This window comes from Nocardia sp. NPDC057440, from assembly GCF_042802915.1.
GTDB lineage: Bacteria > Actinomycetota > Actinomycetes > Mycobacteriales > Mycobacteriaceae > Nocardia.
The window spans coordinates 325,620-351,370 of the sequence record NZ_JBHVDF010000001.1 but is presented as its reverse complement, the minus strand read 5'-3'; the positions used below and the strand labels follow the sequence as shown (position 1 = coordinate 351,370).

Here is a 25,751-nt window from a genome sequence, read left to right as displayed (position 1 = left end):
CGAAGTCTTGTTGGAGCTATTTTTGGTTGGAACGATTGACTGAGTTCATCTTCCGATTCAGCTTAGCGATCGCATGCGCACGGTCCGTCCGATACATTGGGTTTTGCTGCCGGTACGTTGCAACGTGTGCGACAACCACATCGCCGTCTATGCACAACGAGTGCGCGGTAGGTGCGAAGACCGAAGTTCTGAGTTGGTTCGACAGGTAGGTTGCTGAAGCAAGTGTCTGGGTCGTTCACAAATGAGTTGGGGTCGTTCAGCAATTGACCGAGCCGATGAGCAGTGGCTCACGAGCCGCTGAACCCGAACTGTGCCGAGTCTCCGTCATCGGCGGAAATACTCAGCTCGATGTCGGACTGCCCGCGACGGTGCCGATCGCCACTTTCATCGGTGATCTTGTCGCACTCATCGAGTCCCGTAACCCCGATGTCGTCGAGAGCGACGACGGCGACACCCCGCTGCACACCGAGCATTGGACCCTGGCCCGACTCGGCCGAGATGCCATCGCGCCCAGTCGAAGTCTCACCGAGGCCGAGGTGTATGACGGCGAGCTGCTCGTGCTGCGCTCGGTGACCGCGAAAGAGTCGCCCGCGCTGTTCGACGATGTCATCGACGCGGTGTCGCGGCTCACCGCCGACGACTTCCGTGGTTGGTCGCCTGCCGCCGCGCGGTGGACCGGTCTGATCGCCGCGGTGGTTGCGGTGGTGCTCGCCATCGCAGTGCTCGCCGGGGGACGCGCGCACTCCGGCGGACTCGCCGCGCCGTTCCTGGCGACCGGGGTGGCGATCATCGCCACCGTGGCCGCGGGCATCGCGGCACGCAAGTACCGCGACCAACTGACCGCCACCTGGCTGTCGCTGTGCGCGCTGCTGCTGTTCTTCGGCGGCGCCGTGCTGTTCGTGCCGGGCCGGGTCGGCAGTCCCCCTCTGCTGCTCGGCTTTTCGGTGACCGTCGTGGCCGCCGCCGTCGTCTACCGTGCCACCGCGACGGGGGCCGCGCTGTGCGCGGCGGCGGTGACAACGGCGTTGTTCGGCGGCGTCGCGGCGCTGGTGCGCATGGTCTGGGACCCGGCGCTGCCGAAGATCGCGGCCGGGATGCTGGTCGCGGCGATCACCATGATTTCCATGGTGCCGAGGCTGGCCGCGGTGTTCGCGCGCTTGCCGGTGCCGCCGGTGCCGACTGCGGGCGGCGCGATTGATCCCGCCGATCACGAGCCGCGGCCGACCATCGAGGGCATCGGCGCGATCGGCGCCACCGCACTGCCGTCGGCCGCCGGACTCGGTCAGCGGGCGCGCGCGGCCAACAACTACCAGACCGGCATGCTGGTCGGCTGCTCGCTCGCGGCGGTGTTCGGGGCGCTCGGTGCGGCCGATCCGCTGGGATTCACACGCTGGCAAGGTATTGCGCTCGCGGTGATCGCCGCGGTGATTCTCGCCCTGCGCGGTCGTTCGTTCGCCGATCTGGTCCAGGCCTGCGTGCTGATCGCGGCCGGCTGCCTCATTGTGCTCGGACTCGTCACCGGGCTGGCGCTCGGCGATGCGGACCTGGTGTTGCTCGCCGGGATGCTGCTGCTCGCCTTTGCGGCGGGGGTGGTGGTCTTCGGGGTGATCGGTCCGCACCTCGAGGTGACGCCGGTGACGAGGCGGGCCATGGAGATCGTCGAGTACTTGTTGATCGTCGCGGTGATACCGCTGGTGCTCTGGATCATGGGCGTGTATTCGATGGCCCGGAATCTATGACAGCTCGCGCGCTCGGAATGGCTTGCACCGCCGCGATACTCAGCGTATCCGCGTTCGGGTGGGCCGCTCCGGCCGCCGCGGTGCCGCCGCCGGTGATCGACCCCGGCGCGTTCGGCATCGCGCAGGCGCTCAGCGGCAGGGCCGCGCCACCGGAGCCGACCGAGCAGAAACAGTTGTGCAGCGAACCGCTGAACACGCGTGGCGCCGCGGTCGACGCACCGCTGGCCCAACGGGTGCTCGAGCTGCCTGCGGCCTGGCAGTTCAGTCGTGGCGCGGGTCAGAAGGTCGCGGTCATCGACACCGGAGTCAATCGACATCCCCGATTGCCTGCCGTGCAGGCAGGCGGTGACTACGTGTCCGACACCGACGGCACCGCCGACTGCGACGGTCACGGCACCTTGGTCGCGGGCATCATCGCGGCCAAGCCGAGTCCCGACGACGCCTTCTCCGGTGTCGCGCCCGATGCGGAGATCCTGACCATCCGCCAGTACAGCCTGGCCTATGAAGCCAAGGACCGCCGCAACGACAAGACGCCGGGCGCGGTGGCCAGCTCCGGCTACGGCAACGTGCTCACCATGGCGGCGGCGGTGATTCGCGCCGTCGACATGGGCGCCACCGTCATCAATATCTCCGAGGTGTCGTGCACCCCGGCCGGTGGCGACACCGCCGACGCGACACTCGGCGCCGCAGTCGGATACGCCTATGAACGCAACGTGGTCGTGGTGGCCGCGGCGGGCAACATCACCTCCGACGGCGCGTGCGAGAAGCAGAACGAAGGGTCGGGCTGGGGGAGCGTGCAGACCATCGCAAGCCCGGCCTGGTTCCAGCCTTACGTGCTGTCGGTGGCCTCGGTCGACCCCGATGGCAAGGCCACCCCGATATCGCTGCACGGACCATGGGTCGGCGCGGCCGCGATCGGCAGAGAGATCGTGTCGCTCGACAGCAAGCCGGGCGGCACCGGACTGGTCGACAGCGCGCAGACCGAGGAAGGCCCGCGCCCCATCAACGGCACGAGTTTCGCCGCGCCCTATGTCTCCGGGCTCGCGGCGCTGGTGCGCGCCAGATTTCCGGAACTCACCGCGGGTCAGGTCATCGACCGGATCACCCGCACCGCGCTGGCCCCCGGACAGGGGCGCGACGACCGGATCGGCCACGGCCTGATCGATCCACTGGCCGCGCTCACCGCGCAGCTGCCGGACCAGCCGGTGAACGTGGGCGCGGACATGCCCCGCCCGATCGCCGCACCGGTGCGCCCGCCTGGACCCGATCCGCTGCCGCGCCGCATCGCCGTCATCGGTTCTATCACCTGTTTGGTGGTGCTGGGACTCGGTGCCGCGGTGTCGATTCCGTTCCGGCGCGAAGCCGCTGCCGTCGACCTCGATTCCGACGCGACAGAGGTGTAGAACCCATGGCTACCGAAGGTTTCGTGCGTCGTCCCCGCATCGCACCACCGCGTGCGCCCGGCGGCGAAGTGGCACTGAACTCGCCGCCGGAGATTCAACGCGCCGTGCCGGGCCCGCTGCTGATGAAGGTGATGCCGGTCGTCATGGTGTTCGCCGTCGTCGGCATGATCGCGATGATGGTGATGATGGGCCGCAGCCTGCTCGCCAACCCGTTCATGATGATGTTCCCGATGATGATGCTCATGTCGATGGTCGGCATGATGATGGGGATGCGGGGCCAAGGGCCCAAGGGCGCAGGCGAACTCAACGAGGAACGCAAGGATTACTTCCGGTATCTGGACCAGATGCGCAGGGAGGTCAGGCGGACCGGCGGCAAGCAGTTGGAAGCGCTGATCTGGAGCCATCCCGAACCGATCGACCTGCCGTCGGTGATCGGCACCCGCCGCATGTGGGAGCGCCGCCCGGCCGACCCGGATTTCGGACACGTGCGGGTCGGGGTCGGCAGTCATCGGCTGGCGACCAAGCTGGCTCGGCCGGAGACCGGTCCGCTCGAGGATCTGGAACCGGTGTCGACGGTCGCGTTGCGCCGGTTCGTGCGCACCCACTCGGTGGTGCACCGCTTGCCGACCGCGGTCTCGCTGCGCGCGTTCCCCGCCATCAATATCGGTGGCGGTCCGGAAGAATCCAGAATGCTGGCGCGCGCCATGCTGATGGAGCTCACCGCATTTCACGGACCCGATCATGTCGCGGTCGCCATCGTCTGCGCCGACCCGGACGGCCCCGCCTGGGCATGGGCGAAATGGATTCCGCACCTGCAACATCCGACCGTGCGCGACGGCGTCGGCTCGGCCAGGATGATGTACGGGTCGCTGGCCGAACTGGAGACGGCGCTGGCCTCGGAACTGCTCGAGCGGGGCCGCTTCATGCGCAATCCGCAGCCGACGCAAGGCAGGCTGCATCTGGTCGTCGTGATCGATGACGGATACGTCAATGGCACCGAGCGGCTGATCAGCGAATCGGGGCTGGATTCGGTCACCGTGCTCGACCTGACCGCGCCGGAGAACGGCCTCGCCGCGCGCCGCGGTCTGCAACTGGTGACCACGGGCGGCGAGGTGAGTGCCAAGAGTGCCAGCGGCACCGAGAAATTCGCCACCGCCGATGCGGTCAGCGTGGCCGAGTCCGAAGCCTTCGCCCGCGATCTGGCCCGCTACCGGATCGCCACCGCGGCGCAGATCGTCAGCCTCGGCGATGACACCCGCGCGGACCCCGGACTGATGGCGCTGTTGAAGATTCCGGATGCCGCACAGATAGATCCGGCCAAGGTCTGGCGGCCACGCACCGCGCGCGAGCGGCTGCGGGTGCCCATCGGAGTGACGCCGGACGGGACGCCGGTCGACATCGACATCAAGGAATCCGCGGAGAACGGCATGGGGCCGCACGGGTTGTGCATCGGTGCGACCGGTTCCGGCAAGTCGGAGTTCCTGCGCACGCTGGTGCTCTCGCTGGTGACGACGCATTCTCCCGACGCGCTGAACCTGGTTCTCGTCGACTTCAAGGGTGGTGCGACCTTCCTCGGTCTGGACTCATTGCCGCACGTCGCCGCGGTTATCACCAACCTCGAGGAAGAGCTCTCGATGGTCGACCGCATGAAGGACGCGCTCGCCGGTGAGATGAACCGCCGGCAGGAATTGCTGCGTTCGGCGGGAAACTATGCCAACGTCACCGACTACGAGAAGGCGCGCGCCGCAGGGGTGGCCCTCGACCCGCTGCCCGCACTGTTCGTGGTGGTCGACGAGTTCTCCGAACTACTCTCGCAGAAACCCGATTTCGCGGACCTATTCGTGATGATCGGCCGCCTCGGCCGTTCGCTGCACGTGCACCTGCTGCTGGCATCGCAGCGGCTGGAGGAGAACAAGCTGCGGGGACTCGACTCGCACCTGTCCTACCGCATCGGTCTGCGCACCTTCTCCGCCAACGAGTCTCGCGCGGTGCTCGGCATCACCGATGCCTATCACCTGCCCGGCATTCCCGGTTCCGCTTACCTCAAGAGCGATGCCGACGATCCGCTGCGGTTCAACGCCACCTACGTGTCGGGTCCCTATGTCTCGCCGCGTGGCGCGAGACAGGTGGACGGCAGGCTTTTCGGTGGGCAGTCGCCGACCGTGTTCACCGCCGCACCGGTCGAGGCCCAGGCACGGCCCGAATCGGAGACGGTGCGGGTCGGTCTGCCCGATCTGCCGCCGCCGCCCTCGGAAACGCCCGAGGAAGAGGGCATTCCGGAGACGTTGCTCCAAGTGGTCGTGAAACGTCTCACCGGACACGGCCGTCCGGCGCACGAGGTGTGGCTGCCGCCGCTGGACGAGTCGCCGACGGTGGACATGCTGCTGCCCGACCCGGATTGGCGTTCCCCGGTCAACCGGCACGGTCAGCTGTGGCTGCCGATCGGTGTCATCGACAAGCCTTACGAGCAGCGACGTGACGTGCTGACCATCCAATTGGCAGGCGCCCAGGGCAATGTCGCCGTCGTCGGCGGTCCGCAGTCGGGCAAGTCGACGACCCTGCGCACCATCATCATGGCGGCCGCGGCCACTCACAGCCCCGAGCAGGTCCAGTTCTACTGCCTGGATTTCGGTGGCGGCAGCCTGGCCGGCCTGTCCGGACTGCCGCACGTCGGTTCGGTGGCCGGTCGGCTGGACAGTGACCGGGTGCGCCGCACCATCGCGGAGCTGACCAGCCTGATGCGCCAGCGAGAGGAGCGGTTCAGCGAACTGGGCATCGAATCCATGGTCGAGTTCCGCCGGCGCAAGTACGCCCAGCTGGAGGCGCGACTGATCAATGGCACCCAGGCCGCGCCTGGCGATCCGCTCGCCGCCGACCAGTTCGGTGACGTCTTTCTCGTCATCGACGGCTGGGCCGTGGTGCGCGACGAATTCGACACTCTCGAACCGCAGATCAATGCCATTGCGGCACAGGGCCTTTCCTACGGAATCCACCTGGTTCTGGGCGCTTCGCGCTGGGCGGAGATCCGGCCGAACGTCAAGGATCAGATCGGCACCCGGCTGGAGTTGCGCCTCGGTGACCCATCGGACTCCGAAATGGGCAGGCGCAGTGCGGGGCTGGTGCCGGTGGGCAGGCCGGGCCGCGGCCTGACGCCCGATGAGCTGCACCTGCTCATCGCGCTGCCGCGACTGGATTCCGACTCCGATCCGCAGACCCTGGCCGACGGTGTCGGCCAGGCGAAGGCGCAGCTGGAGCAGTTGTACAGCGGCAGGCGCGCACCCGAGGTGCGGATGCTGCCACTGGAGATCAGCCGCGAGCAGGTGCTGAAGATCGCGAAGGAACACGATGTCGAACTCGGCCCGACCAAGGTCGTCGTCGGGCTCGGCGAGAACGAATTGGACCCGTTCGTCCTCGATTTCGGCGCCGAACCGCACTTCATGGCCTTCGCCGACGTCGAGTCCGGCAAGACGACGCTCCTGCGCAATATCGTCATGGGCATCACCGAGAACTCGACGAGCGAGCAGGCGCGGATCATCATGATCGACTACCGCCGCACCATGCTCGGCGTCGTCGACGAGGAACAGCTGGCGGGCTATTCCACCTCGTCGCAAACGTCCGGTCCGATGATCAATGAGCTCGCCCGGTATCTATCCAGGCGCATCCCGGGCTCCGACATCACGCCGCAGCAGTTGCGCGAGCGCAGTTGGTGGAGCGGGCCCGAGATCTACATTGTCGTCGACGATTACGACATGATCGCCGCGGGCTCCAGCGGCAACCCGCTGTTCGCGCTCCTCGAGTACCTCCCCCAGGCCCGCGATATCGGCATGCACCTGATCGTCACCCGCCGCACCGGCGGTGTGTCCAGAGCGTTGTATGACCACGTGCTCGGCGGCATGAAGAATCTGTCGGTCGACGCGCTGATCATGAGCGGACCCAAGGACGAAGGCAAGATCATCGGGGATGTCCGCCCGACCAAGCTACCGCCGGGGCGTGGCATCCTCGTATCCCGTTCGCGGGGGCAGGAAATGGTGCAGATCGCGCATCTGCCGCCGTTGTGACCTCGGCGTCAGTTGTTGGGCAGCGCCGCCCCGAGCGCGATCTCTGTGATCGGCTGCCCGGTGGCCGGAATCGGCACGGCGGCTTCGTAATCCCAACTGTCGGCGCGCCGTTCGAAAAGTGCGCGGGAAGGGCCGGTGGCGATCGGGCCCGCGATGCGGGCCATCCGGAAGCCCGCTCGGCGGTAGTAGTCGTGCAGGTCGTCGTTGGTGGTCCAGGCGTCGAGACGGACCCAGGTGCGCTGTCGGCGGCGGGCGAGCATGCCCGCGTGGGCTAGTAGTCGGTCACCGACGCGCTGGCCGGCGAAGCGGAGGTCGACGATCATGAAGTGGACGACCACCGCGTCGGCTAGTTCCCACGGCGACCACAGTCCGTTGTCGGCGTGATGGTTGACGGTGATCGTCCCCGCCGGTTCACCCGCGACCTCGGCGATCCAGGTTTCCCCTGCTTCCAGTGCCCGGCCGACCGCCCTGGCGAAGATCTCGATGGGCAGCCCGCGTCCTGCCACCGTCCACTGGTCGGAGCCGCGCGCGGTGAGCCATGACGTGCGCTGGACCCGCAGGCGGCAGATCATGCCGAGATCGCCGAAGGTCGCTTGGCGAAGCACGGTAGTCATGGCATCGAAATGCCTGGCCTGTACGAGGTGCCTAGCGCGCGCCGGATGACCGCGGTGCCCTCGTCGTCGCCGAGTTCGTAGGCGAGCCGGTTGCGCGTGGCGATCGACCGGTGCCGGGTGGCGCGGGTGACCCGCTCGTGGTTGGCGCCGATCCTCAGGTGATCGAGCAGAATGGTCCCGGTCGCGACACCGAGGACGATGGCCTCCTCGACGCTGGCGGGCCTGGCGGCCAGGGTGTCCCGGTGCGCGGTCTCGGCGTGGCCACGATCGGCCAGCCGCCTGGTCGTGCCCTCGGGGATATCGTGCGGTGAGTCGATGCCGGTGCTCTCGGCGAGGTCCCTCGGGTAGAAGCTGACCTCCCACGACCACGGCTCGTTGTCGAGGTACTGAACGACCGTTCGGGCCAGCACCCACGAGTCCTCCGGCACGCCGAGCCACAGGGCGACCTGCGGACTGGCCGGTTCCATCCTGGCGCTGAACACCTTGGCGGGTTCCCGGCGCGCCGCCCGTGCGATCTCCTCGAAAATGTCGTGCGCCGACTGCGGGCGATTCGGCCGGATGTGGTCGGTGACAACCGATTCCAGTACCTCCTGGCTTCGTACGATCGTCCCACGGGAAGTAGCGGTATAGACCAGATTTTCGGCGACAAGCACCTGAATAGCGTTGCGCGCTGTCGTTATCGAGACTTCCATGTGATCGGCCAGCTCGGTGTGACTGGGCAGTCGATCGCCCGGACGCCACTTGCCTGCGCGGATCTCCTCGCGGAGGAGGTCTGCGATCCGGCGATACGTCGGACCGTCCGCCATCTTGCTCCTCGGTCAGTCGTGCAGGTAACGAAGTGTACTCTTCGTGACTCCCTACGGCCCGGTAACGCTTGACAGGTGCCTTCAGAGGTTTATTGTAATGAACGTCCTGATCCGGTGTTGTGCGGCGACGAACGGCGAGGCAACGTGGCAGGTTCGGAGATTTCGACAGTCGTTATGGCTCTCCCCGGCACACCGCGGTGTGTCGACTCGGCAGTTCAGTCACTGACCCTCGGACTACTGCCTACCTCTGATCTACTTGTTCGGGCGTGTCGCGGGCACCGCGTGGTCGGCGGTCCGCTGCTCTGGTTCGCCCGTGATCTCGCGGTGCTGCACGAGCGTCGGCTGGTCGGTCGCGGCGGCTCGGTGCCGACCGACCCGGCCACCGTGCTCGAAATCGATCGGCGCAGAACCGAATTGGTTATGGCCGTTGACGACTGGGTGGCGCGCAGCGTCCCGCAGCATCGGCTCGGCGCCACGCTGCACACCGAGACGGTCGGCGCGGTCATCGACCGCATCGCCGAATCCTCGGTGCGTGCGCATCACGCGCTGATGACGCTGGACGCGCACAACGAGCGGTTGCACTGCGCCTGGCACCACCTCGCGGAACTGGCCGACGCCTATGACGACCTGGTTCGCGATATCCAGGCGGGCCGCAGGCGCTTGCCGGAGTGGTGACCCGCCCGGCGCATTGATCACCGAGTGTCAGTGGCACATTGGGCGTCTGTTGTCATGCCGACCACAGCGTCGCGCATGGCAGCGGGGGCATGTCGGGATGCACGTTTCGGTCGATGACGACGTCGAGGTCGGTGCGGGTTCTGTCCAGTATCGTCGCGAGCTCTTCCGCGGCCGCACAGTCACATTGGAAGTCGAGCGGCGCCTCGAGATGCGGGAAGGACACCCGCAGATGGCGGCGCCGTGAGTCGAGCACGTAACGTCCCGTGCGCACCAGGTAGTGCAATGCCGCGCGGCGTTGCGCGCACGGTGATCCCATCCAATGTGCGTGGGTCTGCATGATCCGATGCGCGCTCGCCGGTGTCAGGTGATCGGGCGCAATATCGCAGCGCCCGAGGCTGATCGGCCACGCTTCGCGTTGCTCCGGCAATACAGACATGATGGTGAAACCGGTCGGCTACGACGCCGGTGAGATCGGTGGTGTCTCGCTGCTCCCTAGCGGTGCGGTGAGTTCGAGATGGATGCCGTCCGGGTCGCTGAAAGACAGGATCGCGATGCCGAACGCGTCGAGCGCCGTGACTTCGCCGTGTTCGATCCCGGCGGCGTCCAGCCGGGCAGCCGTGTCGGCCAGCTCGTCCACCGATGACACGGCGAAGCTGAGGTGATCGAGCCCGACCCGCTCGGAGTCGAACCGGTCGGCTTCCGACGCCACGGGCCGCAGGCCGAACAGCATCCCGTTGGTCTGGAAAACGACACCGCCGTAGAGCTGTGCCGGATCGGCGCGCACCTGCGGATCGTCCGGGCTGCCCGGCGATTGCGCCGCGATCTCGAAACCGAGTACGTCCTGGTAGAACGCGCGGGAACGCGCCAGGTTCGTTACCGTCAGCCGAACGTGGTGGATGCCGGTGGTCGCGATCATCGTCATGAGAACTCCGCCGTGAGATGGCCTGGATACGACTGCCGGGTTCGGCGTCTTCAGGAACACTAGGGCGCACATCGCAGATCTTCGAGTGTCGGAAACGACATATTCGGTACTGTAGGCGACATGGATGTCGCGGTATTCGTCGTCGACGGGGTGGCCGATTTCGGATTCGCCGCCCTGCTGGAAACTTTCAACACCGCGAACGCGCTGCGCGGCGAATGGGCAGCCTCCGTCGACCCATGGAACGTGCGGACCGTGTCACTGGGCGAGAGCGTCCGATCGGGTAACGGCCACCTCGTGCCGACTACGCCGCTGGCCGACCTGCCCGGCGAATTCGATCTGATGATCGTTCCCGCGGTGAACGTGCGGGATGCCGAAACCCTGATCAGGATGGTCTCCTCGGCGCCCAATCTGCCTGTGCTGGACCTGATTACGCAAGCACGCGGTGCCGGTGTCCACTTGGCTGCGGCCTGCACCAGCACCTTCTTCCTGGCCGAGGCGGGTGTGCTGGACGGTTTACAAGCGACGACGAGCTGGTGGCTCGGCCCGACTTTTCGCCGTAGGTATCCGAGAATCGTTCTCGACGAGGGCCGGATCCTGTGCCGAGGTGATCACGTCACCACGGCGGGCGCAACGTTGTCGCATGTGGATCTTGCCTTGTCCCTGATCTCCGCCAAGAGTCCGGCACTGGCCGAACTGGTGGCCAAATACCTGGCGTTCGGAGTCCGAAATGCGCAGGCCGACTTCGCTGTATCCGAGGTGATCGCCAAGGGCGATTCGCTGGTCGCGGCCTTCGAACGCTGGGTCCGTGACCATCTCGCCGAGCAGTTCCTGATTTCCGGTGCGGCACAGGGGCTCGGCGTCACCGAACGCAGTCTGCAACGTGCGACCCATGCCGAACTCGGGATGTCCCCAAGGGATTTCGTCAACGAGATACGGCTGGAACGTGCCACGCACCTGCTGCGAAACACCCAGCTGACCATCGATTCGGTGGCCGCCAAGGTCGGATATCTCAACGCGGGTACTCTGCGCGGCCTCTTCCGACGCCGACGCGGCAGAAGTATCGCCGATATCCGAGCCTCCTGGCTGTCGTGGTGAACGATCAGTTCCGGTAGCGGCGGTGATCGACGCTGAATTCGTCGGCGACCGTCGCGGCGAGTTCGACATACGCGCGCTTGGTGGTCTTGTGCAGGCGATGCAGGTCGATCTCGGCGCCCTCCGACAGATGCACGTCATAGGGGATGACGTGCACGGCGCGACAGCGCGACAGAAAGTATTCGCGCAGCTGCTGGATGCCGACATTCGGTGATCCCTCACGCGGCAGGTTGATCACCACCACCGCATTGCGGACCAGGTGATCGTGGCCGTGCAGCGACAACCAGTCGAGCGTTGCCGCCGCGCTGCGAGCTCCGTCGATCGCGGCCGAAGAGATCAGTACCAGGGAATGCGCCAGATCGAGCACCCCGCTCATGGCCGAGTGCATGAGCCCGGTGCCGCAGTCGGTGAGGATGATGTTGTAGAACCGCTGCAGGATTCGGGCGACAGCACGATACTCGTCGTCGCTGAACGCCTCGGAGGCCGCCGGATCCCGTTCGCTGGCAAGAACTTCCAGTCGACTCGTGCCCTGCGAGGTATGCCTGCGCACATCCGAGTACCGCTGGATCGCCGGATCGAGCAGCAGATCACGCACCGTCGACCGCGTCTGCAGCGGTACCCGCTGCGAGAGCGTGCCGAAGTCCGGGTTGGCGTCCACCGCGATCACCCGGTCACCACGGATGGACGAGAAGATCGACCCGAGACCCATTGTCGTGGTGGTCTTTCCGACGCCGCCCTTCAGCGACAGCACCGCGATCCGGTAGTCGCCGCGCACCGGCTGCCTGATTCGTGCGACCAATTCCTGCAGCCGCATCTCCTCCGCTGACAGACCCGGATTGATCGCACCACCGGACACATGGTGCACGGCCTTGCGCCAGCCGCTACCCGGCGCCTTCTTGGCCCGCCGCAACGGAACATCGTCGAGCGACGGCTGCGGCATGTGCAGGTGGTGCGGACCCGGCTGGTGATGCTGCTGCGCAGGCGCTCCAGGATGTGGCCCGGCCTGCGGCTGTCCCCACCCCACGGCACCCGGGCCTGGCCCCGCCGGAGGCTGCTGCCCGTGCCCCGCCGCGCCCTGCCACTGCTCGCTGCCCGCCGCTTGTGGCTGGTAGCCGCCCGGTGCGTGCGACTGCCCGAATCCGGCCGGGTCGCCGACCGGTGCCTGCGCTGCCGCGTGCGGCTGTCCCGGGCCGGCTGGATTGCCCCACTGGTCGCTGCCCGTCGAATGCGTCGCCTGGCCGCCGCCTGCTGGCTGCGGTCCCGTGGGCGGTTGTCCGAATCCGGCTGGGTCGCCGGCCGCTGCGGGTGCTCCCGTGGGCGGTTGTCCGAGCCCGGCCGGGTCGCCGACCGATGGGTGCGTTCCTGTGGGTGACTGCGCGAATCCTGCAGGGGCGCTGCCCGATACGTACGGTCCTGTGGGTGACTGCGCGAATCCCGACGGGGCGTCTGCGGGTGCTTGTGGCGTGGACTGGTCGACGCCAAGGGGGTACGGCGGATGGCGATCTTGTTCCGGTGCGCGCGGCCCTGTCGGTGGCTGTCCGAATCCTGTTGGGCCCCACTGGCCGCCGCCCGGTGCCTGCGGCATCGGTTGATCGTGGGCCGGGTGGTGCGGTCCGGTTGGTGGCTGTCCGAATCCTGCTGGGTTCTGCCACTGGGCGTTACCGGGTGCGTGCGGGGTCGGCTGATTGCCGCCAGCGGGGTACGGGGCACGGCGGTCTTGTTCCGGTGCGCGCGGCCCTGTCGGTGGCTGTCCGAATCCTGTTGGGCCCCACTGGCCGCCTGGTGCCTGTGACCCCGCCGGGGGGCGCTGCCCGTATCCGGTCGGGTTCTGCCACGGCTCGCCAGTCGGTGCCTGTGCCTGCGTCGAAGGCTGGGCGTAACCGGTCGGAGGCTGCGGGCCCGGCGTCGGTTGCGCGAACGCCGCCGGGTTCTGCCACGGCTGGCCCGGTCCTTGCGGCATCGGCTGGTCGGACGCCGCTTGCTGACCGGGTATCGGAGTCCGTGAGTGATCGTTGGGCTCGGCGGCTGCCTCGTCGGCGTCGATCTCGGACGCGAGGCGGTGGCGGCCCCGCACCGCGGACTCCGGTGCGGCAGGCCGTGCGGTCGGCGGCTCGAAAGTGTTGGAGCTCTGGTCGAGTGTCGAGGTGGCGCCGCGCGGTTCCGGCCACTGGGGCGAGGCCATGGGCGTGGCACCGGTTCCGGCGGCCGCTGTGTCCCCGGTCGGCTCGGTTCCCGCTTGCGTTGTCCCCTCCAGTGCGCGCGGATCCTGCTGTGCGGCGCCGACGGTCGAGGACTCCCACGTCGAGCGACCGCCTGCCGCGACGGCCGATCCTGCGTTGTCCACCGACTCGCGCGTGACGAATTCGCCAGGGGGAGGCGGGAGTTCGGGGCGATGTCGCACTGGCGCGGACGGCGGCTCAGCAACCTGCTGACCGCTATCGGCGCGCTCGCCGCTCAGCCACGGCGGCGGACCGTCCGTGCTGTGTGGAACCGACGACTGCGGCTCATCGCGCTGCGAGATCTCCGAAGCGTCGAGTTCGCCGGTGCGCGTGCTCTGTTCCGTTGCGGCAGCGGCTGATCCGTAGGCGGCATCCACGCGATCGGTGTTCGGTGCTTCGGGCTCGAACCCGTGGCCGCCGTGCTCGGGCGCGACGGTCGATTGGGGTCCGTGCACCGGGGGAGTCGGCGGGCCGGTGAGGTCGCGTGGACCGCTCGGGGCATCCGACTCGTATTCCATACGGGCGTGGTCGGAACCGGGTCCGGCGAGCCACGGCGGCGGCCCATCGGGCTCCGGCGTCATCGGCACGCCATGGAGTTCGGCGGACGGTGTCGAAAGGTCGGTCGGCGCAACCGGTTGCCCGCCGGTCGACGGATGCGACGGCGCGGACGGCGACAACGCTTGTGCCGCAGCCGGATCCGGTCTCGGCGCAGACGTCGGCAGATCGGGGTGCTGCTGGTAGCGCACCGTGGAGTCGGTCGAGGCCGGTGGCTCTCGGGGCGCGTCGACCGGCCGTGCACCGAGTGGTTGGAAGCCCTCCGACGGCCGGCTCGGGTTGCGCGTGGGCAGCGGTCCCGACTGCCATGAGTTGTCGGGATGGAGCGGCAGCTGGCCGGGCGCCTGTTGGCGCTGCTGCGGCGGCCAGGAGTCGTTCTGGCGGTGCGGTTCCGGCTGCGATCGCGGTCCATGCTGCGGTTCCGGACCGCGCTGCCGCTCTGGCTCGCGTTGCTGCTCTGGCCCGCGCTGGAACTCGGGCCCGCGTTGCTGCTCGGGACCACGCGACGGTTCGGGAGAGCCGGGGCGCGGCAGCTGATCCTGCTGCTGCTCCTCGCCGTGTTCGTCCTTGTCCCTACGCCAGCCCTTGCGTCGTTTGTCCCGGCGTCCGGGATTGGGCTCCGGTCGATCGCTCTCGGGAGAGCGAGACTTGAAACGGCCGCGACGGGGCGCTTCGTCGATGAGTTCTTGGTGTGGCAGGTTCTGTACGGGTGCTTCGTAGCCGACCTGTGTGACTTCGCTCTCGGATAGCCACGGTGGAAGCATGGGGAGGCCGTCGTTATTACGGCTCACGGCTGCTCCTCGCTACGCTCGATTCCGCCGTGCCCGGGGGCGCTGTGTCCATGGCTCGCTCGCTACGCTCGCTCACCCATCCCCCTTGGATCTGCTGGACCGATTCCTGGACAGCGGCCAGTTTACGCGAAGGCTGCTTGCCGTCGTTGGGAGGGACTTCCCCCGGTCGGTGGGCTCTTCGGTGGGTTCTCGCGGAGCCATTTTTGCCGGATCCCGTACCTCCCGGTAAGCTGGAGCGGCGGTGCACCTATGCGCCGACTGTTTGCATGCCACCGTTTCGTTGGTCAACGGCTTCATACAAGCAGACACGAAGCAATCAAACCAGGTTTGAGCGTAAACCAGGATCGCGGAGGACATGGCGAAGAAAGACGGGGCCATCGAGGTCGAGGGTCGAGTTGTCGAGCCGCTGCCCAATGCGATGTTCCGGATCGAGCTCGAGAACGGTCACAAGGTTCTCGCGCACATCAGCGGGAAGATGCGGCAGCACTACATTCGTATCCTCCCCGAGGACCGTGTGGTCGTCGAGCTTTCGCCCTACGACCTGTCGCGCGGCCGCATCGTTTACCGCTACAAGTGATCGCGCCTGCTCCCGCTTCGGGTGCAGCGCGAACGCATGAGCCGCAAGGCTCACCCACAGAGACTTCCCCAGCCGTCGGCTGGGGAAAAACTGTGTTCACACCCGTGTGAACCATAAGAAGATTGGACGGACGTGAAGGTTCAGCCGAGCGTCAAGAAGATCTGCGAGAAGTGCAAGGTGATCCGCCGTCACGGGCGGGTCATGGTGATCTGCGACAACCTGCGCCACAAGCAGCGCCAGGGCTGATCCGACTCTTTGCAGTCGATCACCAGCCGGGCACCGATCACTGATCGGCTTGGCCACAAAAAGAAGAACTCCCAGCTCCAGCCGCACACTGCGGAATTTCGGGTAGCGATGGCTTCGACCAACTGTCGAGGATCTCAATGCCCGAAGGTGTGCGTGCCAACCCCCGGTTCGGAGGCCGGGGCCCCACCAAGACGAGGGGACGGACAGGGAGCAGACCTCCGCAACAGTTAAGGAACCTGCCACATGGCACGTCTCATGGGCGTTGATCTCCCGCGCGAAAAGCGCATGGAGATCGCGCTGACTTACATTTTCGGCATCGGCCGTACCCGCTCCAAGGAGATCCTCGCGGCCACCGGCGTCAGCCCGGACCTGCGCAGCAAGGACCTCAGCGACGACCAGGTGACGCAGCTGCGTGACTACATCGAGAGCTCGCCCGAGCTCAAGGTCGAAGGTGACCTGCGCCGTGAGGTGCAGGCCGATATCCGTCGCAAGATCGAGATCGGCTGCTACCAGGGTCTGCGCCACCGTCGTGGCCTGCCCGTGCGTGGTCAGCGCACCAAGACCAACGCTCGTACCCGCAAGGGCCCGAAGCGCACCGTCGCCGGCAAGAAGAAGTAGGGATAACCGATGCCTCCGAAGTCACGGGCCTCCGGCCCGAAGAAGACCCAGAAGTCGCGTCGCCGGGAAAAGAAGAACGTCCCGCACGGCCACGCGCACATCAAGAGCACGTTCAACAACACCATCGTGTCGATCACCGATCCGGCAGGCAACGTCATTTCCTGGGCGTCGTCGGGCCACGTCGGCTTCAAGGGTTCGCGCAAGTCGACCCCGTTCGCCGCGCAGCTCGCCGCCGAGAACGCTGCCCGCAAGGCGCAGGAGAACGGCGTCAAGAAGGTCGACGTCTTCGTGAAGGGCCCGGGTTCGGGTCGCGAGACCGCGATCCGTTCGCTGCAGGCCGCAGGCCTCGAGGTCGGCACGATTTCCGATGTCACCCCGCAGCCGCACAACGGCTGCCGTCCGCCCAAGCGGCGTCGCGTCTAGCGGGAAAGGATTAGATAACAAATGGCTCGTTATACAGGCCCCATCACCCGCAAGTCGCGTCGTCTGCGTGTCGACCTCGTCGGAGGCGACCAGGCGTTCGAGCGTCGCCCCTACCCGCCCGGCCAGCACGGCCGCGCGCGGATCAAGGAGAGCGAGTACCTGCTCCAGCTGCAGGAGAAGCAGAAGGCTCGCTTCGCCTACGGCGTCATGGAGAAGCAGTTCAGCCGGTACTACAAGGAGGCCAACCGCCTCAAGGGCAAGACCGGCGACAACCTGCTGCGTCTGCTCGAGTGCCGACTGGACAACGTGGTGTACCGCGCAGGTCTCGCGCGTACCCGTCGTCAGGCTCGCCAGCTGGTCAGCCACGGCCACTTCACGGTCAACAACAAGAGCGTGAACGTGCCCAGCTTCCAGGTGACCCAGTACGACATCATCGATGTCAAGGAGAAGTCGCTCGGCACGCTGCCGTTCCAGGTTGCCCGCGAGACCGTCGGCGACCGTCCGGTTCCCGGCTGGCTGCAGGTGATCCCGGGCCGTCTGCGCATCCTGGTTCACCAGGTGCCGGAGCGCGCTCAGATCGATGTGCCGCTGCAGGAACAGCTGATCGTCGAGTACTACTCGAAGTAAACGGCTCAACCGCTGCTGGTGTGTGGGGGGGGGGGGGGCCCCCCCCCCCCCCCCCCCCCCACACACAACCCCCAGAACGTGGGCGTCAAATAGTGGGCGCCCGTACAGGAGGATGATTCCTAATGCTGATTTCACAGCGTCCGACGCTGACCGAAGAGGTCGTCGCCGAGAACCGCTCGAAGTTCACCATCGAACCGCTCGAGCCGGGCTTCGGTTACACCCTCGGCAACTCGCTGCGCCGTACCCTGCTGTCCTCGATCCCGGGGGCCGCGGTTACGAGCATTCGCATCGACGGCGTCCTGCACGAGTTCACCACGGTTCCCGGTGTGAAGGAAGATGTCACCGACATCATCCTGAACCTCAAGGGCCTGGTCGTGTCCTCGGAAGAGGACGAGCCGGTCACGATGTACGTGCGCAAGCAGGGTCCTGGCACCGTCACCGCCGGTGACATCGTCCCGCCCGCCGGTGTTGTCGTGCACAACCCGGACATGCACATCGCCACCCTGAACGACAAGGGCAAGCTGGAGATCGAGCTCGTCGTCGAGCGTGGTCGCGGTTACGTCCCTGCCGTGCAGAACAAGGCGTCCGGCGCGGAAATCGGCCGGATCCCGGTGGATTCGATCTACTCGCCGGTGCTCAAGGTGACCTACAAGGTCGAGGCCACCCGTGTCGAGCAGCGCACCGACTTCGACCGTCTGATCCTGGACGTGGAGACCAAGAACTCCATCACCGCACGGGATGCGCTCGCTTCGGCGGGCAAGACCCTGGTCGAGCTCTTCGGCCTGGCCCGTGAGCTGAACGTCGAGGCCGAAGGCATCGAGATCGGCCCGTCGCCGGCCGAGGCGGATCACATCGCTTCGTTCGGTCTGCCGATCGAGGATCTGGACCTCACCGTCCGGTCCTACAACTGCCTCAAGCGCGAGGGTGTGCACACGGTGGGCGAGCTCGTTGCCCGCACCGAGTCGGACCTGCTGGACATCCGCAACTTCGGCCAGAAGTCCATCGACGAGGTCAAGGTCAAGCTGCACGCGCTCGGCCTCTCGCTCAAGGACAGCCCGGCGTCGTTCGATCCTTCTTCCGTGGTGGGTTATGACGCGAGCACTGGAACGTGGAGCGACAGCGGCACGTTCAGTGACACCGATGGCGGCGAGCAGGACTACGCCGAGACCGAACAGCTCTAGGCCGCTGGGGTAGGCACCCCGGCCCGGCCTCACACAAGGAGAACAAACAATGCCCAAGCCCAAGAAGGGTGCTCGCTTCGGCGGGTCGGCGTCGCACCAGAAGGCGATCTTCGCCAATCTGGCGACGGCGCTCTTCGAGCACGGTCGTATTTCGACCACCGAGGCCAAGGCCAAGGCGCTGCGCCCCTACGCCGAAAAGCTTGTCACCAAGGCGAAGGCCGGCACTCTCGCCGACCGTCGCGAGGTGCTCAAGGTGATCCGCAACAAGGACGTCGTGCACGAGCTCTTCGCCACGATCGGCCCGTCGTTCGAGGGTCGCGAGGGTGGTTACACCCGCATCACCAAGACGCTGCCCCGCAAGGGTGACAACGCGCCGATGGCGATCATCGAGCTGGTTCGCGAGAAGACCGTGACCAACGAGGCCGACCGCGCTCGCCGTGTCGCCGCGTCCAAGGCCGAGGCGCCTGTCGCCGAGGTTGTCGAGGAGACCGCCGACGAGGCTGTCGCCGAGACCGCCGAGGCCGAGGCCCCGGCTGCCGACGAGGCAGCTGAGGACAAGAAGGACGCCTGACCTCGCGTCGGAGTTCTCGAAAGAGCCCGCCACCCGTTTCCGGGTCGGCGGGCTCGTTCGCGTTGACCAGGAGATCGTTGTGACTGTGGAAGATTCGGTGGGTTCGACTGCGGCGTCCGATTCGGTTGAGCCGGTGCGGGATTCGCTACCTGTGGCGGGCGCGCAGACCGAATCGGTCCGTGTCCGGCTCGATATCGGTTACGACGGCACCGATTTCACCGGCTGGGCGCGTCAGCCCGGGCTGCGCACGGTGCAGGGCGTGCTGGAGGAATCGCTGAGCAAGGTATACCGCGAGTCGGTGCAGTTGACCGTCGCGGGGCGCACCGACGCGGGCGTGCACGCCGAAGGGCAGGTCGCGCATTTCGATACGACCGCCGAATTCGATGCCGGGAGGCTGGTGCATCGGATGGCGCGCTTTCTGCCGAAAGACGTGCGTATCAAGGCCGCTCGTGTCGCGCCGCCCGAATTCGACGCCCGCTTCTCGGCGATCCGCCGCCACTACGCCTATCGACTGACCACCGCGCCGTACGGCGCCGAACCGTTGCAATCACGCAGCGTGGTCGCCTGCCGGTCCGACGTCGATGTCGAGGCCATGCGTGAAGCTTCGCGAAAACTCCTCGGACTGCACAACTTTGCCGCATTCTGCCGACGGCGCGACGGCGCGACCACGGTGCGCGAACTCCAGCGCTACGACTGGGAACGCGACGGTGACGCATTGACCGCCTATGTCAGCGCCGATGCATTCTGCTGGTCGATGGTCCGCAGCTTGGTCGGCGCCGCGCTCGCCGTCGGGGAGGGGCGGCGCACGCCCGATTGGGTTGCCGGTCTGCTGAAGGAAACCGAGCGCTCGAGCTCGGTCACGGTGGCCCCCGCGCACGGCTTGAGCCTGATCGCCGTCGACTACCCCGCCGACGCCGAGCTCGCCGCTCGCAATGCCCAGACTCGCGAAATGCGTTCGGTACCGGTGTCGGACGAGGGCTGCTGCGGCGACTGATCGGATCCGGTCGCGGCGGGGCGGTCGCCGTCTGATCGCGCCACGGATCCGCCTGCCATCCAGCAGAGTGCCTGTGTTCCCGCGCGAGTCGTGAAAAGGGTGCTCCCGCACCGTGAATCATGACACGGCGCGGGAGCGGGAGACAGGTCAGTTGGACGAACCCGCTTCGATGGTCTTCGGCTGCGATGACGAGCCGGAGATCTCGATGCGGCGCGGCTTCGCCTTCTCTGCGATCGGGATCGTCACCGAAAGCACGCCGTTGTTGTAGGTCGCGCTGATCTTGTCGGCATCGACATTGTCGCCGAGCGAGAGCTGGCGCATGTATGTGCCCGCGAAGCGCTCGGAGGCAATCCACTGAACGCCTTCGTCGCTCGGCGTGCTGCGCTGCGCGCGCAACGTGAGTGTGCCGTTATCGACACTGACGTCGACCGAACCGGGGTCGACTCCGGGCAGGTCGGCGTTCAGCACATAATGGTCGCCTGCCCTGAACAGATCCATCGGCATGAATCGCGGAGCGCGGGTGGTGCCGGCGGCTTCGCCCAGCAACTGGCGGGCGACGGTATCGATGTCATGAAACGGATCGAACCTCAGCACAGCAATCACCTCCATACCCGTCGGTGACACTCACCACGGCGGTGAGCGCCGGAAGCTGTGCACAGACAAATCTAGCACTCTCCATGGGTGAGTGCCAGATCTGAAATCGGCACCTCGGCGGGTGGAATAGCCATCAGCTCATGGTCGTTCGCTCCAGGTATGGCTATCGAGCAGCTCGGACGGTTCGGCGTATGGCGCGGCTACACGGGGTTCGACCCCGAGCAGGCGCGGGAGTTGGAAGAGCTGGGCTACGGCACCCTGTGGCTGGGTGCCTCGCCGCCCGCCGAGCTGTCCGAAGTGGAGACGCTGCTGGACGCGACCGAGTCGATCACCGTGGCCACCAGCATCGTCAACATCTGGTCCGCGCCCGCGAAGCAGGTGGCGGAGTCGTTCCATCGGATCGAGGCGCGTTTTCCCGGCCGCTTCCTGCTCGGACTCGGCGCCGGTCATCCAGAACACGCAGGCAACTACCGCAAGCCCTATGACGCGCTCGTCGACTACCTGGATGAGCTGGACGAGGCCGGAGTGCCGAAGCAGCGGCGCGCCCTCGCCGCGCTCGGGCCCCGGGTGCTGAAGCTGGCGGCGGATCGCACCGCGGGTGCGCTGCCCTACCTGGTCACTCCCGCGCACACCGCGAGCGCTCGGCAGGTGCTCGGCGCGGATGCGCTGTTGGCGACCGAGCACAAGGTCGTGCTGGACACGGATCCGGTGCGGGCACGCGCGACGGCTCGTCCGCGCGTCGAGTTCTATCTGGATCTGCAGAACTATGTCGCGAATCTGCGTCGCCTCGGGTTCGCCGACGAGGACCTCTCCCGGCCGGGCAGCGACCGGCTCTACGACGCGCTGGTTGCCCACGGCACCGCCGATTCGGTGGCCGATCAGCTGGCCGCGCATCTGCGTGCGGGCGCCGATCACGTCGTGGTGCAGGTGCTCGACGACGACCCTCAGCAGACACTGCGCGCGCTGGCGGCAGCGCTCGCCGCGCTGCCCTGAGGCACGTCGGCACATGTGAAGTATTGATGTTCGAGCTACTGGCCGTGGCCCGAGCTGTCGGTGTCGCTATGTCTCCGTGGGCAATTCGGTAGCTGTCGCTGAGCGGAGTTGCGATCGGCGGCGGAGACTCTCCGCCGCCGACCTCGCGGCCATGGGAGGCTCTGTCGCGCTAAGAGCGTGTCTTACGTGGTCGCTTTCGCGAGTTTCTGGTAGCAGGTGAGGGTGGCTGCGAGGGCGAGGAAGTCACAGAAATGGTTGACGTAGCGGTCGTATCGGATGCCAAGGCGGTGGTAGCTCAATTGCGGGTAGCACGAACACGTTGCGTGCCTACGCTGACGTGCTCAACCAGACCGCCGAGGCGATCGGTCCCGGCCGCAAGTTCGCCGAGGTGGTCGACACCGATATCGGCGACGCACTCGCTGAACTATGGGGCGAGGTAAAACCGACGACCTGGAATCGCAACCGCGCCGCTGTCGGCTCCTGGCCGGCCCGGTGTGCCGACAACCAAAACCTGCCCTGCCCTGCCCGGCTCAAGTGGCAGCGCGAGAACAACGACCACACCGAGGCCGGGTCGCGTTCCCGGATCGACCGGCGGCCCGACGTACCGCAGGAATACTGCCCGGGCAGGATGCTGGACCGGGTGCGCTGCCGGAAAGTCAGAAAAGATGGCCGATGGACTCCGGGAAAGGGGCTCCCATCGGGCCACCGGGATCAAACGGAGGAGTCGAGCCCGAAAGGCTCATGTAGTGGTCAGCGGTTTCCCGCACCGATAGCCCGAACCGGTCCGGTGTCTGGGTAAAGGCCGCTCGCGGCGGTGCGTCACGGTCCGTTCGGGTCGGCCAGCCGGCCTCGATCCAGGAGCGCACTACGTGATCGAAACATGCACCCACGGCATCCGGAGCGATCCCGACGACCCAGTACGAGATATCGAAGAACTCGGTGATGTCGCCCGGGTCGCCCGCACGGTAGGGCAGTGTGACACCCCGGTGCAGCCGAGCCTGCGGGATCGCCGGATGTACCAATGACAACGCGGATTCGCTCGGCAGCACACCCACCGTTCGCTGGAGATGCCCGTACAGCTGATCCAGAGCCGCCGCTCGGGTAGGTTCGGAACTCATCACACCGCCGATCGTCTCAATGCTGCCGCGATAGGCCCGCGGCAACTATCAGGAAACCAGATCGCCGCGGCCGGTGATGACGAGCCCGATATTTTGCGCGGCCGGATTTGTGGAGGCCAGGTAGAAATCCGACCTATGGTCGTAACCGTTCCAGCGGTCAGGGATCAGCGACATCGACTCGAACGTTCTCGCACCGTACTCGGGATCGGTGGGCAGTGGGCCGTGTGTATCGGGCATCAGGCGCACGTGATCGCCGGAAGACATCGTCGCGAAGACGTGGTCGGCGGTGTTCTCCGGCGCGACGCCGCCGAGACTCAGTTCGCTGGCGTTGTTGGTACCGGTGCCCCAGCTACCGATGAACACGACGTCGTCGGTGTCGAGCCTCGCTCCGCCCCCGGCGGAATGGCCGGTCAGGACACTGGCATAGGAGTGGCCGAGTGTCGTGATGTGTCCGGGCGAGCCCTCATGCGTGGCGCGCAGGCCGGTGTGAAATTCGCGCGCTCCGGCAGCCCCGTCCTGCGCGAACTGCGGGAAAATCGTTTCGACAAAGGATTGTGGTTGTTGGTAGACGTCCCAGTAGGAGACCGACGTTCTGGCGCCGGGCGCGCTGAGCAGCGCTAGCTCCCGTAACTGTGCGACGGTCGGACTCGCGTACTCGAGCGCATCGCCATCGCGACCGGCGGGCCCGAGTAGAACCGCGGTATTGTCGGCGAAGTCCGGATCATCCAGTGAAAACGCGACCCTTCTGTTCTCGTCGATATGGGCGAGGTAGATCCGCGGCTCACCGGGTTGCTGCGCATCGAGCATTTGCCTGAGATGGGAAAAGTAATTGCTCCGGTTGAAATCCTGGGATTCATGGGCTCGCCGCAACAGATCGTCCAGGTTGCGGCGGTTGAGTAGGTCTCGGTCAGCGTGTGGAATCCCATTCCGATTCCCCAGGAACGGATCCAAGTGGAATAGCTCTGCTCTATCGGCTCGGAAAGGTCTTCCCAGGCGTGGCGGAGCTGCCGTGGATCACGGGGTAATCCGATGTCGGGACGTGCAGGCCCGGACGCGACGGCAAGCGGCTGTTCCCGCCGTAGCGCCTCGAAAACCCGCGTGTTGTTCTGATCGGCAAGGATGTACTCGTAATTTCCGCGCATGACCGCATCGCGAGTTCTTCGGTACACGGTCTCGGATATCCCTTCGCCCATTTCCAGGATGATTCGCTCCAGGCGCTGGGCAAGCACCCGGGCACTGAAGATCGGGAGATGGTGCTCCTGCAGATACGAGTCGCCGGGATCCGGCCTGGCGCCGCGCATATCACCACCTCGGCGTCAGCTGATCAGATCCGGCCGGGCTGCCGACCATGTCTCCGGGTTGGCGCGCAAGCGACACCGCGGACCACCGCGGCCGAAGCCCGGCAATTGAGCCAAGTCTGCCAGATGACGCTGAGCTACGGTGGTAGTGTCGCTTGCGCCGGTTTCGGCGGATATGTTCTTCGACCCTTGTATAGGACCCGTATTCGGGTATTCCCCGATTCATGTCGTTGGGTCGCGACCGGGTCTTCCTCGGGCAGCCTCGCCGTAGGCGGTTGACAACTCGGTCGGTGGTGCGTCCGATGGCGGGATGGCCAGGGGCAGCCGGGTGAGGGGTGGGTGACAGAGCATACCCGAGGGCATGGCGTTGAAACGCGCGCAGCGGCGTACTCTCAGGCGCATCCGGGAGAAGCGTTACTGCACAGTCTATTTCGCGGTTCGATGCAGGGCTGCCGTGCTCTCGGTTTCAAAGAAGCATGCCATGAAGGCGAGCTATCAGCACAATCTTGCGTTGCCCGAACACATTTCATTCGTAGTGCAGCGGGTTGCAGATGTCGCCGTGAACCAGGCCGCTGTGGACGCGTATGTCAATGGGTTCAAAAAGGCCGTGTCTCATGTCGCTGATTTCGCCTTCGCGAGTTTCTTGTAGCCGGTCAATGCTGCGGCGAGGGTGAGGAAGCCCAGGAAGTGCGTGGCCTTGCGGACGTAGCGGATGTTGAGCCGGTGGTAGCCGGTCAGCCAAGAGATTGTTCGTTCGATGACCCATCGGTGTCGGCCGAGGCGGTCGCTGGATTCGATGCCCTTGCGGGCGATCCGGACGCCGATGCCCCGGTCACGAACCCATCCACGCAGCTCGGTGGGTCGTACGCCTTGTCGGCGTGCAGCTTTGCCGGTCGGCGTCATCGTGGCCCGCGCCGCGACCGCACTGCCGGGATCGCCCGCACGAGCGGGCGCAGCGCTTCGGCGTCGTTGGTATTGGCTGCCGAAATACCCACGGCCAGAGGCAGTCCCACGCGATCGGACAGCACGTGGATCTTCGAACCGGACTTACCTCGATCGACCGGGCTCGGCCTCGGCCCATCGCGAAACTGATAGTCGGCGTCATCGTCGCAGTCGCCGGGTTCGGCGGTCCATCCGCAGTGGCATCGGCCGACAACGTCACCCCGGCGAACGGCTATCAGGCAGTCGCCTCGGTGTGCGGCTTCCACGAGGAGTCGGGAGGGGCACTGTGGTGGAACAACTGCAGTGATCAGAATCAGCTGATCAACATCCACCGCCCGTGGTCGGTGGATCAGACATACTGCGTGCCTGCGCACAAGGACGAATACGTGACCTCGAGTCAGGAATTCAGCGAGTACCCGGTCGGATACACCAACGATCTGACCTACATCCAGGACGGCTGCTGATCAGAATCGCCCTGAGTGTGATGCGCACCGGCTACTGAGATCTCGAGAGTTGCCGCGCGTATCAGGGCAGGCTCGGCCGCACCGAAGCGGATGTGGCCGAGCCGGGCAGACCTTGCGCATCCAGGCGGCAGCCCGCGACCAGGAAATTTCGCCGAGCTGATCGTCCTAAGGGACTGTAAGGAACCCGCGGGGACCATTCCCTGGCCATTGTGACAGCAGACACACTCGATC

The 25,751-nt window shown here is 66.4% G+C and carries 23 protein-coding genes and 1 pseudogene; 15 read left to right on the top strand and 9 right to left on the bottom strand.

What is annotated here, in order from left to right; genetic code table 11:
* Positions 1–275 precede the first annotated feature (275 nt).
* Genes eccD through eccCa form a run of 3 tightly spaced genes read left to right on the top strand, consistent with a single transcriptional unit; the run spans position 276 to position 7,200 of the window.
* Complete coding sequence (eccD, locus tag ACFU4Z_RS01655) at positions 276–1,739, top strand: type VII secretion integral membrane protein EccD (RefSeq protein ID WP_379058785.1); 1,464 nt, start codon at positions 276–278, stop codon at positions 1,737–1,739.
* Positions 1,736–3,142, top strand: coding sequence for a type VII secretion-associated serine protease mycosin (mycP, locus tag ACFU4Z_RS01650; RefSeq protein WP_379058782.1), 1,407 nt, complete (start codon positions 1,736–1,738; stop codon positions 3,140–3,142). Before eccD ends, mycP begins: the two co-directional genes overlap by 4 nt.
* 5 nt (positions 3,143–3,147) lie before the next feature.
* Positions 3,148–7,200: a type VII secretion protein EccCa gene (eccCa, locus tag ACFU4Z_RS01645; protein WP_379058779.1), complete on the top strand. Its 4,053-nt coding sequence runs from the start codon at positions 3,148–3,150 to the stop codon at positions 7,198–7,200.
* 8 nt (positions 7,201–7,208) lie between these two features.
* Here the strand turns inward: eccCa and ACFU4Z_RS01640 are convergent, their stop codons facing one another.
* Together ACFU4Z_RS01640 and ACFU4Z_RS01635 are read right to left on the bottom strand one after the other, a co-directional pair.
* Positions 7,209–7,814, bottom strand: a complete 606-nt coding sequence (locus ACFU4Z_RS01640; RefSeq protein ID WP_379058776.1) for a GNAT family N-acetyltransferase — start codon at positions 7,812–7,814, stop codon at positions 7,209–7,211.
* Positions 7,811–8,620, bottom strand: a complete 810-nt coding sequence (locus ACFU4Z_RS01635; protein WP_379058773.1) for a GntR family transcriptional regulator — start codon at positions 8,618–8,620, stop codon at positions 7,811–7,813. The genes ACFU4Z_RS01640 and ACFU4Z_RS01635 overlap by 4 nt, the downstream gene beginning before the upstream one ends.
* 282 nt (positions 8,621–8,902) lie before the next feature.
* On the opposite strand from ACFU4Z_RS01635, the gene ACFU4Z_RS01630 reads away from it, so the two are divergent.
* The gene (locus ACFU4Z_RS01630; RefSeq protein ID WP_379058771.1) at positions 8,903–9,295 is read left to right on the top strand and encodes a DUF4254 domain-containing protein; all 393 of its coding nucleotides are present in this window, start codon (positions 8,903–8,905) and stop codon (positions 9,293–9,295) included.
* 52 nt (positions 9,296–9,347) lie between these two features.
* Here ACFU4Z_RS01630 and ACFU4Z_RS01625 read toward each other — a convergent pair whose 3' ends face one another.
* Together ACFU4Z_RS01625 and ACFU4Z_RS01620 are read right to left on the bottom strand one after the other, a co-directional pair.
* The gene (locus tag ACFU4Z_RS01625) at positions 9,348–9,731 is read right to left on the bottom strand and encodes a hypothetical protein (protein ID WP_379058768.1); all 384 of its coding nucleotides are present in this window, start codon (positions 9,729–9,731) and stop codon (positions 9,348–9,350) included.
* A gap of 18 nt (positions 9,732–9,749) precedes the next feature.
* The gene (locus ACFU4Z_RS01620) at positions 9,750–10,217 is read right to left on the bottom strand and encodes a VOC family protein (protein WP_379058765.1); all 468 of its coding nucleotides are present in this window, start codon (positions 10,215–10,217) and stop codon (positions 9,750–9,752) included.
* Between the two features lie 120 nt (positions 10,218–10,337).
* Here ACFU4Z_RS01620 and ACFU4Z_RS01615 point away from each other — a divergent pair, with 120 nt between their 5' ends.
* Entirely contained in the window at positions 10,338–11,312 is a 975-nt protein-coding gene (locus ACFU4Z_RS01615; RefSeq protein WP_379058763.1) for a GlxA family transcriptional regulator, read from the top strand.
* Positions 11,313–11,316: 4 nt separating this feature from the next.
* Here the strand turns inward: ACFU4Z_RS01615 and ACFU4Z_RS01610 are convergent, their stop codons facing one another.
* On the bottom strand, positions 11,317–14,874 hold the full coding sequence (locus tag ACFU4Z_RS01610) for an AAA family ATPase (protein ID WP_379058761.1): 3,558 nt from the start codon (positions 14,872–14,874) through the stop codon (positions 11,317–11,319).
* A gap of 355 nt (positions 14,875–15,229) precedes the next feature.
* Between ACFU4Z_RS01610 and infA the strand changes: the two genes are divergently transcribed.
* The 8 genes from infA (at position 15,230) to truA (ending at position 20,111) form a co-directional block, all read left to right on the top strand.
* Positions 15,230–15,451 carry a translation initiation factor IF-1 gene (infA, locus tag ACFU4Z_RS01605; RefSeq protein ID WP_003418601.1) on the top strand — a complete coding sequence of 74 codons (222 nt, stop codon included), beginning with the start codon at positions 15,230–15,232 and terminating at the stop codon, positions 15,449–15,451.
* A gap of 132 nt (positions 15,452–15,583) precedes the next feature.
* Positions 15,584–15,697, top strand: a complete 114-nt coding sequence (rpmJ, locus tag ACFU4Z_RS01600) for a 50S ribosomal protein L36 (RefSeq protein WP_011207363.1) — start codon at positions 15,584–15,586, stop codon at positions 15,695–15,697.
* A gap of 243 nt (positions 15,698–15,940) precedes the next feature.
* Positions 15,941–16,315, top strand: a complete 375-nt coding sequence (gene rpsM / locus ACFU4Z_RS01595; RefSeq protein WP_378687788.1) for a 30S ribosomal protein S13 — start codon at positions 15,941–15,943, stop codon at positions 16,313–16,315.
* 9 nt (positions 16,316–16,324) lie between these two features.
* Positions 16,325–16,738: a 30S ribosomal protein S11 gene (rpsK, locus tag ACFU4Z_RS01590; protein WP_040731638.1), complete on the top strand. Its 414-nt coding sequence runs from the start codon at positions 16,325–16,327 to the stop codon at positions 16,736–16,738.
* 21 nt (positions 16,739–16,759) lie between these two features.
* The gene (rpsD, locus tag ACFU4Z_RS01585; RefSeq protein WP_328409306.1) at positions 16,760–17,365 is read left to right on the top strand and encodes a 30S ribosomal protein S4; all 606 of its coding nucleotides are present in this window, start codon (positions 16,760–16,762) and stop codon (positions 17,363–17,365) included.
* 122 nt (positions 17,366–17,487) lie between these two features.
* Entirely contained in the window at positions 17,488–18,546 is a 1,059-nt protein-coding gene (locus ACFU4Z_RS01580) for a DNA-directed RNA polymerase subunit alpha (protein WP_040686662.1), read from the top strand.
* A 49-nt stretch (positions 18,547–18,595) separates the two neighbouring features.
* Positions 18,596–19,117 carry a 50S ribosomal protein L17 gene (gene rplQ, locus ACFU4Z_RS01575; RefSeq protein ID WP_366529235.1) on the top strand — a complete coding sequence of 174 codons (522 nt, stop codon included), beginning with the start codon at positions 18,596–18,598 and terminating at the stop codon, positions 19,115–19,117.
* 133 nt (positions 19,118–19,250) lie between these two features.
* A complete protein-coding gene (gene truA, locus ACFU4Z_RS01570; protein ID WP_379059295.1) occupies positions 19,251–20,111 on the top strand; it encodes a tRNA pseudouridine(38-40) synthase TruA in 861 nt (286 codons plus the stop codon).
* Between the two features lie 147 nt (positions 20,112–20,258).
* On the opposite strand, the gene ACFU4Z_RS01565 is transcribed toward truA, so the two are convergent.
* Positions 20,259–20,705 (bottom strand): Hsp20/alpha crystallin family protein, encoded by a 447-nt coding sequence (locus ACFU4Z_RS01565; protein WP_379058757.1) that lies wholly within the window; start codon positions 20,703–20,705, stop codon positions 20,259–20,261.
* Positions 20,706–20,864: 159 nt separating this feature from the next.
* Between ACFU4Z_RS01565 and ACFU4Z_RS01560 the strand changes: the two genes are divergently transcribed.
* A complete protein-coding gene (locus ACFU4Z_RS01560; protein ID WP_379059294.1) occupies positions 20,865–21,698 on the top strand; it encodes an LLM class F420-dependent oxidoreductase in 834 nt (277 codons plus the stop codon).
* A gap of 656 nt (positions 21,699–22,354) precedes the next feature.
* Here the strand turns inward: ACFU4Z_RS01560 and ACFU4Z_RS01555 are convergent.
* From ACFU4Z_RS01555 to ACFU4Z_RS01545, 3 genes and pseudogenes are all read right to left on the bottom strand, one after another.
* Positions 22,355–22,816, bottom strand: coding sequence for a hypothetical protein (locus ACFU4Z_RS01555; RefSeq protein WP_379058754.1), 462 nt, complete (start codon positions 22,814–22,816; stop codon positions 22,355–22,357).
* Between the two features lie 48 nt (positions 22,817–22,864).
* A complete protein-coding gene (locus tag ACFU4Z_RS01550; protein WP_379058751.1) occupies positions 22,865–23,623 on the bottom strand; it encodes an alpha/beta hydrolase in 759 nt (252 codons plus the stop codon).
* 1,103 nt (positions 23,624–24,726) lie between these two features.
* Positions 24,727–25,184 (bottom strand): annotated as a pseudogene (locus ACFU4Z_RS01545) (IS5 family transposase); the annotation flags it as partial.
* Here ACFU4Z_RS01545 and ACFU4Z_RS01540 point away from each other — a divergent pair.
* Positions 25,143–25,520, top strand: coding sequence for a hypothetical protein (locus tag ACFU4Z_RS01540; protein ID WP_379059321.1), 378 nt, complete (start codon positions 25,143–25,145; stop codon positions 25,518–25,520). The pseudogene ACFU4Z_RS01545 and the gene ACFU4Z_RS01540 overlap by 42 nt on opposite strands.
* The last annotated feature ends 231 nt before the right edge of the window (positions 25,521–25,751 follow it).